Here is a 16,546-nt window from a genome sequence, read left to right as displayed (position 1 = left end):
CGTTGCCGGGTGCCGGCGGGCGTGGCTCGGTGCAGTCGCTCATGCCGTGAGCTCCCGGCGGATCTCCTCGGCGTAGCGGAAGGTGAGGTGCCGCCGCCACGCGGGGGAGCCGTGCACGTCGTCCGCCCACGCGTCGTCCGGCACGGCGTCCGCCAGCGCCGCCTGGAGCGCGGCGGCGCCCGGCACCCCGTCGAAGGTCAGCTGGTAGGGGCGGACGGTCGCGGCGGTCACGGTCAGGACGAGGCCGCCGGGCGCGAGCCGTCCGGCCAGCAGCACGGCCGAACGGCCGTGGGTGAACAGCGAGCCGCGGCGGTACGCCGTACGCCCGGTCGCCGCGGCCGTGGGCAGGGTGACCGAGCGCAGCAGCTCGCCGGGGCTCAGCGCGGTCGTGCCGTCGCCGGTCACGAAGCGTGTCACCGGCACCCGCCGCTCCCCGCCGGGGCCGAGGATCAGGCATTCCCCGCCCAGCGCCGCGGTCAGCGCGATCATCGGGCCGGCCGGGAGCGCGGCGCAGAGGTTGCCGCCGACGGTGGCCACGTTCCAGATCTTGAAGGAGGCCAGGAACGCGTGGCAGCAAGCGGTGGCGAGCCCGTGGAACGCGGTCAGGTGCGGCGCGCGGGCGTACGCGGCGAGCTCCGCGACCGTGCACGTGGCCGCGATCTCCAGCCCGTCGTCACGGACAGTGATCGGCGTCCAGCCGGCGGCGGCCAGGTCCAGCAGCCGGGTCACCCCCGGGCGCGGCTCGGCGAAGAGCGCGGTGCCGCCGGCGAGCCAGGCGTCCCCGGGCCGCCACTGGCCCGCGCCGGCCGGGCTGACGACCTCGGCGACCGTGTGCAGATCCACGCCGGCCCCCTCGCACGACGAACCTCTGACCAGGACCAACGGTACGGTACGCGGGATGTGTTTCCGGCGCGGGACGAACACGGCACGCGCGAGCACCTAGGGTGGAGTGACCGGTGGATGCTTGCCGAAGCGCCCCCCGGGTAGGGGACCTAAGTCCCTGACCAGCGTTCACGAGCGACCATAGGATCTGGATCATGACGACGGTTTCGCAGGACCTGACCAGCCTCGGCCGACTGGACGACACGGAGGTGGCAAGTCTCGACGCGTGGTGGCGCGCCAACAACTATCTGACCATCGGGCAGATCTACCTGCAGGCGAACCCGCTGCTGCGGCGCCCGCTCTCGCCCGAGGACATCAAGCCGCGGCTGCTGGGCCACTGGGGTACGAGCCCCGGCCTCTCGCTGATCTACGCGCACGTCTCGCGGCTCATCAAGCACACCGGACAGCAGGCGATCTACCTCGCCGGCCCCGGCCACGGCGGCCCGGCGCTCGTCGCCGCCGGCTACCTCGAGGGCACCTACACCGAGGTGTACCCCACCGTGACGCAGGACGAGAACGGCATGCTCCGCCTGTTCCGCCAGTTCTCCGCGCCCGGCGGCATCCCCAGCCACGTGTCGGTGACGACGCCCGGCTCCATCCACGAGGGTGGCGAGCTGGGGTACGTGCTCGTGCACGCGTTCGGGTCCGTGATGGACAACCCGGACCTGCTGACGATCGCCGTGGTCGGCGACGGCGAGGCCGAGACCGGCCCGCTCGAGGGCTCCTGGAAGGGCGTCTCGTTCATCAACCCGGCCCGTGACGGCGCCGTGCTGCCGATCCTGCACCTCAACGGTGCCAAGATCGCCGGGCCGACCGTGCTGGCCCGCAAGGACCGCGGCGAGGTGCGCTCGCTGCTGGAGGGCCACGGGTACGAGGTCATCGAGGTCGAGGGCGACGACCTGCCCGGCATGCACCACCGGTTCGCCGCGGCGCTCGCCGACTCGTACGCCAAGATCCGCGGGATCCAGCAGTCCGCCCGCGACGGCGACTGGGACGGCACCCGCCCGCGCTGGCCGCTGATCATCCTCCGCTCGCCCAAGGGCTGGACCGGTCCGGACGCGGTGGACGGTGTCACGGTGACCGGCACGTGGCGCTCGCACCAGGTGCCGCTGTCGGGCGTCAAGGACAACCCGGAGCACCTGGCGATCCTGGAGACCTGGCTGCGGTCGTACCGTCCGGAGGAGCTTTTCGACGCGCAGGGCGCGCCGACCGCGATCGTGCGGGAGCTGGCGCCCGAAGGGGCGCTGCGGATGAGCGCGAGCCCGCACGCCAACGGCGGCGTGATCTGCCGCGACCTGGACCTGCCGGACTTCCGCGACTACGCGGTCGACGTGCCCGAGCCGGCCGCCGAGCGCGCCGAGTCGACCCGCAAGCTCGGCGAGTTCATGCGCGACATCTACTCGCGCAACCCCGACCGCTTCCGGCTGTTCTGCCCGGACGAGACCAACAGCAACCGGCTCGGCGCCGTGTTCGAGGTCTCCGACCGCGGGTTCATGGAGAGCGTCACCGCCGACGACGTCAAGATCTCGCGCGACGGCCGGGTCATGGAGGTGCTCTCCGAGCACAACTGCCACGGCTGGCTCGAGGGCTACAACCTGACCGGCCGGCACGGCATGTTCGCCACGTACGAGGCGTTCGCCATGGTCAGCGCCTCGCAGACCGTGCAGCACGGCAAGTGGCTGCAGGAGGCCAAGCACCTGCCGTGGCGGGCGAAGGTGCCCAGCCTCAACGTGCTGCTCACCTCCACCGCGTGGCGCAACGACCACAACGGCTTCTCGCACCAGGGCCCGGGTCTCATCCAGGTGGTGCTGACCCAGCGTGGCGACGTGTCGCGCATCTACCTGCCGCCGGACGCCAACACGCTGCTCTCGGTCGCCGACCACTGCTTCCGGTCCCGCTCGTACGTCAACCTCATCGTCATCGACAAGCAGCCGCAGCTGCAGTGGCTGACGATGGACGAGGCCGTCGAGCACGCCGCCCGCGGCGCGGGCATCTGGGACTGGGCCGGCACCGACGACGGCGGCAGCGACCCGGACATCGTGCTGGCCTGCGCCGGTGACGTGGTCACCATGGAGACCGTCGCGGCCGCCCAGATCCTCAAGGAGCGGCTGCCCGGGTTCAAGGTGCGGGTGGTCAACGTCGTCGACCTGATGACGCTGCCCCGGCCCAAGGACCACCCGCACGGCATGAGCGAGACGATGTTCACCGAGCTCTTCACCGACACGGTGGACGTGGTGTTCTCGTTCCACGGCTACCCGGGCGCCATCCACCAGCTGGTGCACGGCCGCCCCGACGCCGACCGGTTCCGGGTCCGCGGCTTCATCGAGCAGGGCACGACCACGACCCCGTTCGACATGACGGTGCGCAACAAGGCGTCGCGCTACCACCTGGTCATGGACGCGATCAACAACGCCAAGCGGCTGCCGCGCGGCGCGTCCGACCTCAAGGCGTGGTGCGAGAGCCAGCTGGAGCGCCACGACCGGTACGTGGTGGAGCACCTCGAGGACATGCCGGAGGTGCGTGACTGGTCGCTCGGCGACTGGGCCACGCGCGGCTGATCTGCGAACGCACCCCGCCGGGCACTGAACCGGCGGGGTGCGTTGTTCCGTACCAAGGTCCATGAGCGTGCAGCTGGTGACGGGCGGTCCGGTACCCGGGTACGGCCCGATGACGATCGACCCGCGGGACCGGCAGGTGCGGGTGCACGGCATCCCGGTCCCGCTCAGCCCCAAGGAGCTCGGCCTGCTCCTGCTCCTCGCCGAGCAACCCGGCGCGGTGGTGACCCGGCGCCGCATCCTCGACGAGGTGTGGGGCCCGGGCTTCGAGGGGCCGAGCAAGACCCTGGACTTCCACGTGGCGAGCCTGCGCCGCAAGCTGGGCGACCCGGCGTGGATCGAGAACCGCCGCGGCGTGGGTTTCCGCCTCGCCGTCCCGGCCTAGGGGCCTCTACCAGGGGAGGATGTCGGCCGGCTCGCCGGGCGTCCAGTCCTCCTCCAGCACGGCCAGCGCGTCGGCCAGGCCCGCGCCGGACAGGCTCGCGGGCCGCGCCCCCGGTACGACCACCGCCCGGTCGCCGTCGAGCGTCACGGGCACCAGGCGGGTGATGCCCGGCGCGGGCCGGACCTCGCCGTGGACGGGGAGCCGCCACGGCCGGGCCGGGGCGAGGCCGGTGAGCCCTCGCAGCAGCGGCCGCAGCAGCGTCATGCCGGCGACCAGGCCGGCGAACGGGTTGCCCGGCAGCCCGACCAGCCAGCGCCCGCCCGGCAGCGCCGCCAGCAGCTGCGGGTGCCCCGGGCGGCAGGCGACCTGGTCCACGAGCGGCCGCCCGCCGATCTTGTCGAGGACCGTACGCAGGTGGTCGGCGCGCCCCGCCGACGAGGACCCGCTGACCGCGACCACCTCGGCGTCCGGTGCCAGCAGGCCGTCGGCGAGCGCCCCCGGGTCGTCGCGCAGCAGCCGCCGGTCGTGCAGGACGCCGCCCGCGGCCGTGATCACGGCGGGCGCCATCGGGCCGAACACGTCGCGGACCTGCCCGGACGCCGGCACGCCCGCGGCGATCACCTCGTCGCCGGTGACCAGCAGGCGGACGCGGGGGCGGGCCCGTACCCGGACGACGTCGGCGCCGGCCTGGGCGAGCAGCCCCGCGACCGCGGCGGTCACCAGGCGGCCGGCGGGCAGCATCTCGTCCCCGGCCCGGGCGTCCTCCCCGGCGCGGCGGATGTGGGCCCGCTGACCGATCGGCCCGGACACCGCGCCCTCGGGCGTGACGGTGGTGTGTTCGTACGGCACCACGGCGACCGCTCCGACCGGCACCGGGGCGCCGGTCATGATCTCGACCGCCTGTCCCGGGCCGAGCCGGCCGGGCCACGGCGCGCCCCCGGCGAGCACCCGGGCGGTCACCGTCCACGGGCCCGGGCCGGCGACCGCGTACCCGTCCATGGCTGCGGTGTCGGTGCCGGGCAGGTCGCTGCGGGCCGCGACCGGTACGGCCAGGACGCGTCCCGGCGCCTCGGCGAGCGGCACGTCCTCGGCGGGCAGCGGTGTGGCCGCGCGGGCGGCGACGGCGACCGCCTCGCGCCAGGGCAGGGCCGTGTGGTGTCCGGGCATCCCGGTGAGTGTCACATCCCCGCCCGCCGCGCGCCGCGCGGGCCCGCGCGTGTCACGCGTTGCGGCGTCAGGCAACGGGGAGGCGACGCTCCGCGGAACAGTCGGCGCAGCGGTGGCGGGCGGGTTCGGGGCCGGGTGAGAATCCCCCGGTGCACCGGGCCAACGACTACTACGGCCACTCCCACGTCCTGGCTCGCTACTGCGGCGTCGACGGCGATCCGCCCCCGCGCATGTACGGCTACCTGCAGCACGGGTGGAACATCGGCGACGGGATGGCCGGCGATCATGAGTACGTCCCCGGCGTGCCGCTGTTCCTCTGGTCCGAGCGCACCCGGCGCCGCGCCTGGTCGCTGGGGCGGCGCGGCACGTACGTCGTCGGGGCGCCGTGGGCGTACCTGCTGCGGCTGCGCCCGGAGCCCCCGGAGGCGGCCGCGGCGCGCGAGGGCACGATCTGGTACCCGTTCCACGGCTGGGAGGGCCAGCACGTGACCGGCGACCACGGCCGGCTCATCGCGCGGATCCGTGCCACCGAGCCCGGCCCGGTCACCGTGTGTCTCTACTGGCAGGAATTCCGGATGCCCGCCGTACGCCGCCGTTACGAGCGCGCGGGCTTCCGCGTGGTGTGCCACGGGTACCGCGGCGACGCCCTCCGAGCCGGCGATCCCGGGTTCCTCGACCGGCAGCTGACCGAGCTGCGCCGGCACCGCAGGGTCGCCGCCAACCGGCTCAGCAGCGCCGTCTGGTACGGCATCCTGGCCGGCTGCGAGCCCGCGGTGTACGGCGACCCGATGACGCTGAGCAACGAGGATCCGCGGCACGGCGGGCAGGCCCGGATCCGCCGCCAGTGGGCCGAGCTGCACGGCGAGCAGGTGGACACCGGGGTCGCGTACGCGGCCGCCGTCGAGGAACTGGGCGCGGACCGGCTCGCGCCGGCGGCCGAGCTGCGCCATGTGCTGCGCTGGAACCGGAGGCAACGGTGACGTACCGGCTGATCGGCGGGGAGATGCTCGTCTGGTCGGATCTCGACGGCACCCACGGGCCCGGGCCGGTGCGCGGCGAGGCCCTCGCGCCGTTCCTGGCCGCCGCCCGCGGCCGTACGCTCGTCGCCGGCCCGCACGACCCCGCCCTGCTGGCCGGGCTGACCGGCGCCACGGTGCTGGTGCGCGGCGTCCCCGACGCGGAACGGCTCGCCGGCCTGCCCGGCCTCGAGGTGCTCTGCGGCAGCGTCGCCAAGCTCGCGGCCGAGGAGCCGTTCGACACCGTCATCGCGCTCGACGGCCTGGAACGCCTCGGTACGGCCGAGCACGACGAGCTGAGCTGGGCGCAGACGCTCGACGTGCTGCGCGGCGTGCTGAAGCCGGACGGGCTGCTGATGCTGGCGCTGGAGAACCCGCTGGGCGTACACCGGCTCGTCGCGCCCCCGCGGCCGCCGTCCGACTCGGACTGGACCCCGGCCTGGGACGACACCCGGCCGGCCGGGCCGGGACCGCTCACCGGGTCCGGGGCGTCGCGGGTGTACGCCCTCTACCCCGACCCCGTGCGGCCGCGGGTCGTGCTGGAGACCACGCGCGACGACGCCGCCGCGGAAGCTGTGGTGGCGGGCGCGTTCGACGACGACGCCGAGGTGCTCACCGATCCGGTGCCGCCGGCGCTGGCGAGCCTCCGGCAGGGCCACGTGCTCGCGCCCGCGTGGGTCGTGGTCGCCGCCCGCACCAGGGACGCCCTGAGGACTCCGGCCACGGCACCGGGGGCCGCCCCGGGCACCCGTACCCTGCTCAGTCGCATAGCCGGCGCCGCCGCCCGGCGTGACCTGCCCGCCGTGCGTGAGCTGCTCGGGTCGTGGCTCGACGGCCCGGCGGCCGGGGTCCCGGCCGGTCAGGTGCTCAGCGGCCCGGACGGCACCCTGACCCCCTTGGCGCCGGCGGGCGACGTCGCCGCGACCCTGCGCGACCTGGCCGACCGGCTGCAGCGCGGCGGCCATCCGTGGCCCGGCAGCACCGACCTCGCCGCGACCCTGGCCGCCATGGCCGGCCGCGAGCTGGCGATCGGCGAGGAAACGGAGCGGCGCGCGCTGCCCTTCGCCGAGCTGCGCGCCGAGCGTGACCGGCTCACCCGCGAGCTGGCCGAGGCCCGGGCGCAGGCCGCGTTCCTGGCGGAGGAGCTGACCGCCCGTGAGGCCGACCTGCGCCTGGCCCGGCGGACGGTCGAGCTGCTCAGCGGTACCGGTCCGGCCCGGGCGGGGCGGGCGTTCGTGGGCGGGGTACGCGCGGCCCGCCGCCTGCTGCGCCGCCCCTGATGACGGCGTCGTAGAGGTCCTCGAGGCGCCGGGTCTGCACGGCAAGGTCGAACCGGTCCCGGACATGCTCGCGGGCCCGGCGCCCCAGCCGCTCGCGCAGCTCGCCGTCGGTCAGCAGCAGCCGCAGGTGCGCCGCCAGCGCCGCCCGGTCGCCCTCCGCGCCGAGCAGCCCGGTCTCGCCGTGCACCACGGCTTCGGGAATGCCGCTGTGCCGGGTCGACACCACGGGTACACCCCGCGCCGCGGCCTCGAGGATCGTGGTGGGCAGGCCCTCGCTGTCGCCGTCGGGCGCGGTCCGTGACGGCGACGCGAACACCTTGGCCGCCGCCATGGCCCGTTCCGCGGCGGCGTGGCCGAGCGCGCCGGGGAACGTGACGTCGAGGCCCAGCGCGGCCGCACGGGAGCGGATCTCCGGCAGCAGGGGGCCCTCACCCGCCAGCAGGACGCGTGGCGCCAGGTCGGACAGCGTGCCGAGCGCCGCCACCAGATCGTCGAGGCCCTTCTTGGCCACGAACCGGCCGACGAAGACGACGTCCCACTCCTTCGGCCCGGCGGGCGGCGCCGGGGGGACCGGGACGCCGGTGTGGTGCAGGCGCACCTTCGCGGGGTCGGCGCCCCGGGCGATCGCGGCGTCCCGGATGGGCCCGGAGACGGCGAGGACCAGCGCCGCGCGGCGGAACACCGTGCGCAGGTTCCGGCGGTAGCGCATGCCCTTGAGGCCACGGGCGAGCGGCTGGCGGGTCACGTCGTGGCCGTGCACGGTGACGACCAGCGGTACGCCCAGCTCCGCCGCCGCCGCGCTGACCAGCCAGCCGTCCCCGCCGAAGTGGGCGTGCACCAGGTCGGGCCCCAGCCCGGCCAGGATCCGGCGCAGCCGCGGGGACCGCCCGGTCAGCCGCAGCCGCAGGAATCCCGGGGGGAAGGTGATGACGTCGGTCTCCTCGGCGAGCGGCGATTCGGCCTTCACGGCGCCGAGGAACCGGGCGTCCCAGCGGGTCAGCGCGCGGGCCTGGGCGCGGACGAACGTCTCCGAGCCGGACAGCAGTGCGCTGCGCCAGACGACGACGCGGCTCACCGGCGCCCCAGCACCCGGTCGCGCAGCACGTGGCGCAGGTGCGGCGGGATCGCCCAGATCTGCAGATGCGTCAGGTAGTCGATGGGCGCCGGGCGGCCGTGCGTACGGGCCTCGCGCAGCAGCTCGCGGAAGACCGTGGCGCTGCGCGTCGGAGCGGCCATCGAGCTGAGCACGCTCATCGTGAAGGCCGCGTACGCCCGCGGGGTGAACAGCTCCCGGCTGCGCCGCAGCCATGCCAGCTGGGACTCCCAGGGCATGCCGTGGCTGATCCGTTCCCGGTCCTCGTCCTGGTGCCACACCACGAGCGGCTCGGCGGCCACGATGAGCCGGGTGCCCTCGGCGCGGATCGCGCGCAGCGTCCAGTCCAGTTCCTGCTGCCGGCGCAGGCCCACGGTGAACGGCACGGCGCGCAGCAGCTCGGTCGGCGCCAGGATCGTCGACGTCTGGATGAAGCCCTCGCCGTGGAACAGCCCGCGCCGCACGGTGAAGTACTCACTCAGGTGCTCATCCTCGGCGGGCAGCCGCCGCGGCATCACGTACTCCGCGCGGGGCGTACGGTTCAGCAGCCGGCTGGCGACCACGGGGCGCGCGCAGTCCGCCGAGCGGGCGAGCTCCAGTTGCACGGCCAGCTTCGGCGGCAGCCACTCGTCGTCGTCATCGAGCAGCGCGGTCCACGGCGCGCGGGCCTCGCGGATGCCGGTGTTGCGGGCGTTCGGCGCGCCGCCCCGGACCGGCAGGGCGATCAGGCGCACCCGGGGGTCGCCGATCTCGGCCAGGGCCTTCGGGGTGGCCTCGTCGGGTCCGTCGGCCACGACGACGACCTCGAGCGCGGCGACGGTCTGTGCGAGCACGCTGCGGACCGCGCGGGCCAGGAGCTCGGGACGGTTACGGGTCGGGATGACCACGCTGACCTCGGGGGTGGTGTCCATGACGCCCGAAGGCTAGGAGCTCTCCGCGTCCACCCCCTGAACGCCGGATGACCTCGCGCCGACGGCTGGAGATCGACGGCGGTAAGGTCCCGTTCCATGCGTGCGCGAATCGTTCTCATGGCGCTGCTCGCCGCCCTCGCGGGCGCGGCGCCGTACGCACCGGGCCGGGTGGACGCGGCGCCGGTGGCCGCGTACGCCGTCCTCGCCGAGCCCACGGACCCGGTGAAGTGGTACAGGGTCAGGCCCAGCTTCAACGGCCAGGACGAGTTCCTGTACGAGATCGCCGAGCGCTTTCTCGGCGACGGCGACCGCAACAGTGAGATCTTCACGCTGAACAAGGGCCGGCTGCAGCCCGACGGCAAGCGGCTCACCGTGCCCGACGAGATCGAGCCGGGCTGGATCCTGCAGCTGCCGCCCGACGCGCAGGGCCCCGGCGTGGAGTTCTCCCCGCTGCCGGTGGCGGCCCCTTCCGCCGCGGCGCCCTCCGCCTCGAGCGCCGGCTCTCCGCCGGCCGCCCCGGCGGACGACGGCTTCCCGTGGCTGCCCGTGGCGCTGATCCTCGGGGTCCTGCTCGTGATCACCGGCGCGGTGCTGCTCGTGCTGCTCGTGCGCCGGCGCCGCGGCGCCCCGGCCGCGGCGGCCGCGCTCGGCATCCCGAGGCAGCGCACCGGGCCGCCCGCCCACCTGTTCGACACCGCCGCCTCCTGGACCGTCGACCGCGCCCTGCGGGTGCTCACGACCGCGGCGGGCGCGGGCGTCCCGGCGATCTACGGCGTCTCGGTCGACGAGGCGTGGCTCAAGCTGCGCCTGGTCGTGCCGCACGAGCCGGCGCCGGCGCCGTGGCTCGCGCAGGACGGTGGCCGGCTGTGGATGGCCGCGCTGCGGGACCTGCAGGTGTTGCCGGTCGATCCGGCCGCTGCCGTGCTGTGCCCGCGACTGGTCACGCTCGGATCCCTGTACGGCACCCGGGAGCTGCTCGACCTGGGCCAGGCACCCGGGGTCATCGCGTTGCAGGGCGACCCCGCCGCCACCGCCGCGCTCGCCGCCGCGTGGGCGACCGAGCTGACCACCAGCCCCTGGTCCACCGGGGTCCGGGTGGTCGCGGGTGGCCTGGCCCAGCACATCGCCCCCGGGGTCCAGGTGGCCTCGGCGCAGACCGTCGAGGAGGCGATCGCCGCCGCGGAGGCCCAACCGCCGGGTGCCGGGGTGCTGCTGCTCGGCTCCGCCCCGCCGGCCCCCGACCTGCCCCGCATCCGCGAGCTGGCGGCCCGCGGCGACGCCGCCTGGGCGGTGGTCGTGCTCGGCGCGACCAGCGAGGACCGCTGGCGCTTCCGGCTGCAGGCCGACGGCCGGCTGGACACCGGTTCGCTGGGCGTCATGGTGTACGCCCCCGGCGCCGTAGCCCCCGCCTGAGCCCGGCCTGTTCTTCGCCGAATCACGCGCGGTGGGCCGCCGTCTGTGCTGATGATGGCAACAGGACCCGGCGCCGCCGGGGCGTCGACCCGGGGGATGCGATGACGGCAGGCAAGCGGCGGTCGCTGGACGACCTCAGCGTCAACGTGAAGGTGCTCAGCGCCGTGGCGGCCGCCGCGCTCGTCGCGGTGATCGTGGGCGTCACCGGCCTGATCGGCCTGCAGAAGACCAGCGACGCGGCGAACCTCATCGCGCGCAGCAACGTGGCGAGCATCAAGGCCGTCGGGCATCTGGAGTCCGCCGTGACGCAGAGCCGGCTGGACACTGCGCTGCAGGCGCTGTCACCGGATGACGCCATGGCGAAGAGCTTCGCCGACCGGTTCGCAGCCGACGTGACCTCGTTCGGCGATGCCATGACGGCGTACCGGCGCAGCAACCCGGCCGGCTCGCCACAGACCATCAGCGAGCTGGAGACGACATTTCAGTCCTACGCTGAGCTCGCTCGCACGAAGTTGCTCCCGCTCGGCGCCGCCAACGAACTCGATCAGTGGTCGGCCGTCCGGGCCAAGGAGGCCGTGCCGGTGCTCGACAAGATCGGAACGGATCTGGCGGAGCTGGACGCTGCGGAGACGGCCGACGCGGTGAAGAACTCCGACGCGGCGAAGGACACGTACGGCTTCAGCCGGATGCTGTCGTTGACCCTGCTCGTCGTGGGCCTGATCCTCGCCCTGCTGCTCGGATTACTGGTGGCCCGCCGCATCGTCAAGTCGCTCGGCCGGGTCAAGGCGGTCTGCGACGCACTGGCCACCAACGACCTCACCCGCTCCAGCGGCCTGACGTCGCGCGACGAGACCGGGCAGATGGGCCAGGCGCTCGACGCAGCGGTCGCCTCGCTGCGCCGGACCGTGGGCACGATCGACGAGTCGGCGTCCTCGCTGGCCAGCGCATCCGAGGAGATGAGCGCGACGGCGGCGCAGATCGCGGAATCGGCGCAGAGCGCCTCCACGGAGTCGCAGACCGTCTCCGCCGCGGCCGAGCAGATCTCCCGCAGCGTCGACACCGTGTCGGCCGGCGCGGAGGAGATGGGCGCCTCGATCCGGGAGATCTCCCAGAACGCCACCGAGGCGGCCCACGTCGCGGCGGAGGCGGTGATGCTGGCGTCGACCACCTCGGCGACGATGAACAAGCTGGGGGAGTCCTCCGCCGAGATCGGCAACGTCATCAAGGTGATCACCTCGATCGCCGAGCAGACCAACCTGCTCGCGCTGAACGCCACCATCGAGGCGGCCCGCGCCGGGGAGATGGGCAAGGGCTTCGCCGTGGTCGCCAGCGAGGTCAAGGACCTGGCGCAGGAGACGGCGAAGGCGACCGAGGACATCTCCCGGCGGATCGAGGCGATCCAGGCCGACACCACCGGCGCGGTCACCGCCATCGACGAGATCTCGAAGGTCATCGCGCGGATCAACGACTACCAGACCACCATCGCCTCCGCGGTGGAGGAGCAGACCGCGACGACCGCCGAGATGAACCGCAGCGTCTCCGAGGCGGCCACCGGCACCGGCGACATCGCCAGGAGCATCACCGGCGTCGCCGACGCGGCGGGGCGGACCAGCCGGGGGGTCGAGGAGACCCAGCAGGCCACGACCGAGCTGGCCCGGATGTCGACGCAGCTCACCGGCCTGGTCTCGGCCTTCCGGCGGTGAGCGGCTACGCGGCCAGCGCCTCGTCGACGCTCGGGTGGATGCTCAGGTAGCGGCCCAGGTTGGTGGCCTCCAGCACGTACTGGACCGCCCGGCCGGGCGCCGCCAGCCGGAACGAGCCGTGGCGGGCCTGCGCGCGCCGGTGCGCCTCCACGAAGAAGCTCAGTCCGGCCGAGTCGCAGAAAGTGACCAGTGCCAGGTCCACCACCACGTGGACGCACCCGTCGGTCCAGGCCGCCTCGACGGCGTCGCGCAGCACCAGGACGCTGTCGTGGTCCAGGTCGCCGGTCGCCGCCACGACCCGGGCGCCGCCGGCCGTGTCGCGGGCGGTGACGCTGAGAATGTCGGTACTCATCCCGCCTCGGCGTTCTCTCGTGAGCTCGGTGGCAGGGTCCGCAGCGCGGCGCCCGCCGACCATTCCACCAGCAGCAGCGTGAGGTCGTCGGACGGGGGCCCGTCCTGGTGGGCGAGGACCGCGTGGGCCAGCCGGCGCAGGCCCTCGGACAGCGGCAGGTCGTCCGTGGAGTGCCGCTCGGCCAGCTCGGCGAGGCGCCGGGTGCCGAACTGCTCGCCGGCGGCGTTGCGGGCCTCCGACACGCCGTCGGTGTAGAGCACCAGCCGGTCGCCCGGGTGCAGCGTCACCTCGCCGTACGTGGCCTGCGGGTCCGGGATGCCCAGCGGCATGCGGCGGCCCGCGGTCAGGGTCTCCACGATCTTGCCGTCGCGCATCACCAGCGGCGGCGGGTGCCCGGCGTTGACGTAGCGCAGCACGCCCGTGCCGAGGTCCAGCTCGGCCAGCACCGCCGTGGCGAAGCGTGCGTCGGAGAACTGCGCCAGCAGCTCGGCGTCGGCGGCGCGGGCCTGCTCGAGCAGGTCACCGCCGGCACGGCGGCTGGCCCGGATGCTCGACAGGACCACCGCCGCGGCCAGGCCCGCCCGCAGCCGGCGGCCGGCGGCGTCCAGCACGACGAACTGCGGCCGGCGGTCGTCGACGACGTAGTCGTACGCGTCCCCGCCCACGTCGTACGACGGTTCCAGGACGGCGGACACGGCGAAGTCCCGGACGCTCACGGTCAGCGGTGGCAGCAGCTGCCAGAGCAGCTCGGCGCCCGGCGTCATCGGTTGTGAGCGCTGGGCCAGGCGGAGCCCGTCGCCGCGGGGCCGGGTCGTGGTGATCAGGTGCCCGACGAGCCCGGCCACGAGCTCGCACTGCCGGATGAACTCATGATCGGCGCCGGCGGGCAGGGTGTAATCGATGACGCCGAGGCGGTCGGTGCCGTTCACCATCGGCGACCACACCCGGTCACCGGCCGGGATCGACTCCACCCGGGTGAACGCCTCCCCGCCGGTCGTGCCGTCCGCGGCCAGCGGCTCCGGCAGCTTCCGGCCGGGAACATCGAGCGGGCGCAGGAACCGCTGCTCGTGGTCGATCAGGTAGATCGTCGCCGTCAGCCCCAGCCGGGCCGCTGCGCCGTCCACCACCCCCGCGAGGTCCTCGGGGCGCCACAGGTGCGATTGATCCAGGATCTCGTGGATCACCCCGTGCCACGCGGCGTCCTCGGATGTCATGAACCCACCCTACGGGGCCCGCGGCCCCGCGACGATCAGGGCTGGAAACAGGGTGAGCTGCTGCGGAGGAAGACGTCCTCGGTCCCGTTGGCGCGGCGGCTGATCACGTAGCCGATGCGGAACCCGTCGTCCTCCTTCTCGACCACGAGCTCCGGGTGGGCGGTGTCGTCGCGGTCGTCGCGTACGGCCTTGTAGCCGTGGCTGTCCCAGTACGCGCTGATCGTCGCCATGGTCTGGTCCACCGGCCAGCCCTGCGGGTAGATCACCTGGTACGTGGTCTCCACGAAGATCGCGCCGTCGCGGTCCTGGTCGTTGCAGGCCAGGTCGGGCGTGTGCAGGGTCTGCTTGAGCGTCGCACCGGGCGGCAGTTGCTGCAGCGCCTCCTGGGCGCGCGCGGCGACCCGCTGGACGGCTTCCTCTTTGGTCACGGTGGACTCCTGGGTGCTGTCGCAGCCGGCGAGCAGGGCGCCGGCGGCGAGAAGGGCGAGGACGGTACGCCGCAAGGACGACATCAGCTGACCTTGTCTCCCTGGCCGGTCACGACCAGCGCGATGTTCTTCCGGGACGGGTTTCCCTGGTCCCAGTATTGCGAATGGGTGTCGATGGGATGCCAGAAGGACCCGTCGGCGCTGGTGAACTGCCGGCCGCCGAAGCCTGGGTTGTCGGGGTTCTCCCCGTGCACCATGGTGTCGTCGAGCCCGGCCCCCGAGATGATGTCGTTCTTCGCGGTGCTGGCGTAGACGTCCTGGGCGCCGCCGTCGAAGTGCAGCTCCGTGGCCGAGTCCACGCCCACCCCGGGGCTGCCGACGAAGATGAGGTCGTCGGCGGCGAGGTGGCCGTCCTTGGCCGCGTACCCGACCGTGGTGCTGCCGTAGCTGTGGCCGATGACGGTGTTGTGCGACGGGTCGCCGTCGTGGGTCGCGCGCAGCCCTTCCTGGAATTGCCTCAGGGCCGGGGCGCCGTCCTCGGCGTAGTGCGCCTTGGTCGCGTTCGGGATCGCGTCCGGCGCGTCGTAGCCGAGCCACACGATCGACGCGGTGCTACCGCCGGTGCCGTAGATGTCCGCGTCGGCGCGCATCACGTCGGCCCGGTTCAGGTCGGTGCCGAAGCCCGGCAGGTCGGACGTGGTGCCGGGCACGTACGTCACCACGTTGTCGGCGGTGTCGGGGTCGCCGATCGACACGATGGCCTTGCCGTCGCCGGCCGGGTCGAAGCCCATCAGCAGCGCCGGCGGCTTGTTCGGGTCGCCGAGCCGGTTGTGGATGGTGGTGGGTCCCTTGAGCCGGTTGTCGAGGTCCTCGCGCTGCTTCTCGAGCTGGTCCATCTCGGCCAGGTAGCTGCCGACCGGGTTCATGGACTCCGGGTAGACCTCGCCGAGCCGGCCCTGCTCCGCCATCGCCTTGAGGTAGTCCTCGCGGGACATCACCGAGGTGCGCTGCGAGTTCAGGTCGGCGAGGTTGCGGTCGAGCGTGATGCGGTTGGCCACGTCGCGGTCGGAGGCCGGTACACCGTCGAGCCACCCGACCAGCTCGGGATAGTCCTGGATGGCCTGTTCCTGCTGCTCCGGGGTGAGCGAGTCCCACCAGGCGCGGACGTCCTTCGGCGGGCGGCCCTTCTGCGACTCGAGGTCCTGCTTGCTCACCGGGCGCAGGCTCAGCGACCCGAAGCCGCTGCGCGGGTCGGGCAGGTTCACGGTGATGACGCCGGCGCAGCGATCGTCGGACTCCGCGGCCCGGTCGAGCACGCCCTGCAGCTGCCCGACGTACGCGCTGACCTGCTGCGCGACGGTGTGCGGGGCGGTGGTCTCGTCGTACATGCGCTGCGGGGCGGTCACCGTGCCGGAGGCGATGTCCACGTCGAAACCCGCCTTCGACGCCGAGGTGGTGATGTCGCGCAGCTGCTCCTGCAGGGACCGCACGGTGTCGGCGTGCTCGCGCAGCGCCTGCCCGATCCGCTTGCACGGGTTGTACGCGTTGCTCACCTCGGCCCGCAGCTCGGCGGCGCGTTTCCAGGCGGCCTCGGCGGCGGCCCCGGACGGCCACACGTCCTCGACGTCGCGGCTGCCGCGGATGACCTCCTCGGCGGCGTCGTCGATGTCCTTCGCCATGTCGGTCCACGCCGCGGCCCGCGTGGCGATCGCCTCGGGGCTGGTGTCCCAGAGGACCTTGAGGGTGAGGCTCATCGCGGACCGCCACCCGCCCCGTGCACCCCGGCGGCCGCCGCGTCGTCCGCCGCCTGGTAGTCCTTGGCCGACTGGGTGAGGCCGGCGGCGTACACGTGCAGCTCCTCCTTGAGCCGCGTCATGAACCCCGCCCAGCCGTCGTTCGCCGCGGCGAGCGCGGCCCCGGAGGACCAGCCGGTCAGCGCGTCGCCCGGCGGCAGCTGCGCGGCGTGGGCGCTGTGGGCCTTGCCCCAGGTCACCGAGGCGGCCTCGACGGCACTCCCCACCCGGGTCAGGCCGGGTATGTCGACTTCCGGCACCGGCTCGTACATCCGTTCCCCCGTGAACGCAACGTCTGGCGTGTGAGCGGCACGGTACCGCATGTCGTCACGCTTCGATGTCCCGCCCGAGGGG

General features: G+C 74.0%; 15 protein-coding genes. 6 read left to right on the top strand and 9 right to left on the bottom strand.

Annotation, left to right across the window (positions count from 1 at the left end; all coding sequences use genetic code 11):
- Window positions 1-39: 39 nt before the first annotated feature.
- Entirely contained in the window at window positions 40-843 is an 804-nt protein-coding gene (locus tag IT780_RS02120) for an FAD binding domain-containing protein (RefSeq protein WP_199509629.1), read from the bottom strand.
- Window positions 844-1,037: 194 nt separating this feature from the next.
- Here IT780_RS02120 and IT780_RS02115 point away from each other — a divergent pair, with 194 nt between their 5' ends.
- Complete coding sequence (locus IT780_RS02115) at window positions 1,038-3,440, top strand: phosphoketolase family protein (RefSeq protein WP_199509628.1); 2,403 nt, start codon at window positions 1,038-1,040, stop codon at window positions 3,438-3,440.
- A gap of 61 nt (window positions 3,441-3,501) precedes the next feature.
- Window positions 3,502-3,822 carry a winged helix-turn-helix domain-containing protein gene (locus IT780_RS02110; RefSeq protein ID WP_199509627.1) on the top strand — a complete coding sequence of 107 codons (321 nt, stop codon included), beginning with the start codon at window positions 3,502-3,504 and terminating at the stop codon, window positions 3,820-3,822.
- Between the two features lie 6 nt (window positions 3,823-3,828).
- On the opposite strand, the gene IT780_RS02105 is transcribed toward IT780_RS02110, so the two are convergent.
- Window positions 3,829-4,989, bottom strand: coding sequence for a molybdopterin molybdotransferase MoeA (locus IT780_RS02105; protein ID WP_199509626.1), 1,161 nt, complete (start codon window positions 4,987-4,989; stop codon window positions 3,829-3,831).
- Between the two features lie 149 nt (window positions 4,990-5,138).
- On the opposite strand from IT780_RS02105, the gene IT780_RS02100 reads away from it, so the two are divergent.
- Both IT780_RS02100 and IT780_RS02095 read left to right on the top strand, forming a co-directional pair.
- The gene (locus tag IT780_RS02100; protein WP_199509625.1) at window positions 5,139-5,969 is read left to right on the top strand and encodes a hypothetical protein; all 831 of its coding nucleotides are present in this window, start codon (window positions 5,139-5,141) and stop codon (window positions 5,967-5,969) included.
- Window positions 5,966-7,285, top strand: a complete 1,320-nt coding sequence (locus IT780_RS02095; protein ID WP_199509624.1) for a class I SAM-dependent methyltransferase — start codon at window positions 5,966-5,968, stop codon at window positions 7,283-7,285. Before IT780_RS02100 ends, IT780_RS02095 begins: the two co-directional genes overlap by 4 nt.
- Here IT780_RS02095 and IT780_RS02090 read toward each other — a convergent pair.
- Entirely contained in the window at window positions 7,203-8,360 is a 1,158-nt protein-coding gene (locus IT780_RS02090; protein ID WP_307830999.1) for a glycosyltransferase, read from the bottom strand. The genes IT780_RS02095 and IT780_RS02090 overlap by 83 nt on opposite strands.
- The gene (locus tag IT780_RS41490) at window positions 8,357-9,289 is read right to left on the bottom strand and encodes a glycosyltransferase family 2 protein (RefSeq protein ID WP_233412047.1); all 933 of its coding nucleotides are present in this window, start codon (window positions 9,287-9,289) and stop codon (window positions 8,357-8,359) included. The genes IT780_RS02090 and IT780_RS41490 overlap by 4 nt, the downstream gene beginning before the upstream one ends.
- A gap of 96 nt (window positions 9,290-9,385) precedes the next feature.
- Here IT780_RS41490 and IT780_RS02085 point away from each other — a divergent pair, with 96 nt between their 5' ends.
- Together IT780_RS02085 and IT780_RS02080 are read left to right on the top strand one after the other, a co-directional pair.
- Window positions 9,386-10,702, top strand: a complete 1,317-nt coding sequence (locus tag IT780_RS02085) for a LysM peptidoglycan-binding domain-containing protein (RefSeq protein ID WP_199509622.1) — start codon at window positions 9,386-9,388, stop codon at window positions 10,700-10,702.
- A 101-nt stretch (window positions 10,703-10,803) separates the two neighbouring features.
- Window positions 10,804-12,405, top strand: coding sequence for a methyl-accepting chemotaxis protein (locus tag IT780_RS02080; protein ID WP_199509621.1), 1,602 nt, complete (start codon window positions 10,804-10,806; stop codon window positions 12,403-12,405).
- A gap of 4 nt (window positions 12,406-12,409) precedes the next feature.
- On the opposite strand, the gene IT780_RS02075 is transcribed toward IT780_RS02080, so the two are convergent.
- Genes IT780_RS02075 through IT780_RS02055 form a run of 5 tightly spaced genes read right to left on the bottom strand, consistent with a single transcriptional unit; the run spans window position 12,410 to window position 16,464 of the window.
- Window positions 12,410-12,757 (bottom strand): STAS domain-containing protein, encoded by a 348-nt coding sequence (locus IT780_RS02075; protein ID WP_199509620.1) that lies wholly within the window; start codon window positions 12,755-12,757, stop codon window positions 12,410-12,412.
- Complete coding sequence (locus tag IT780_RS02070; protein WP_199509619.1) at window positions 12,754-13,971, bottom strand: PP2C family protein-serine/threonine phosphatase; 1,218 nt, start codon at window positions 13,969-13,971, stop codon at window positions 12,754-12,756. The genes IT780_RS02075 and IT780_RS02070 overlap by 4 nt, the downstream gene beginning before the upstream one ends.
- 35 nt (window positions 13,972-14,006) lie before the next feature.
- Entirely contained in the window at window positions 14,007-14,483 is a 477-nt protein-coding gene (locus IT780_RS02065; protein ID WP_199509618.1) for a hypothetical protein, read from the bottom strand.
- Entirely contained in the window at window positions 14,483-16,153 is a 1,671-nt protein-coding gene (locus tag IT780_RS02060) for an alpha/beta hydrolase (protein ID WP_199509617.1), read from the bottom strand. The genes IT780_RS02065 and IT780_RS02060 overlap by 1 nt, the downstream gene beginning before the upstream one ends.
- Window positions 16,150-16,464, bottom strand: a complete 315-nt coding sequence (locus IT780_RS02055; RefSeq protein ID WP_199509616.1) for a hypothetical protein — start codon at window positions 16,462-16,464, stop codon at window positions 16,150-16,152. Before IT780_RS02055 ends, IT780_RS02060 begins: the two co-directional genes overlap by 4 nt.
- Between the last annotated feature and the right edge of the window lie 82 nt (window positions 16,465-16,546).

The organism is Nucisporomicrobium flavum, assembly GCF_016464385.1.
Taxonomy (GTDB): Bacteria; Actinomycetota; Actinomycetes; order Mycobacteriales; family Micromonosporaceae; genus Actinoplanes; species Actinoplanes flavus_A.
This window is presented reverse-complemented; position numbering and strand designations above follow the sequence as displayed.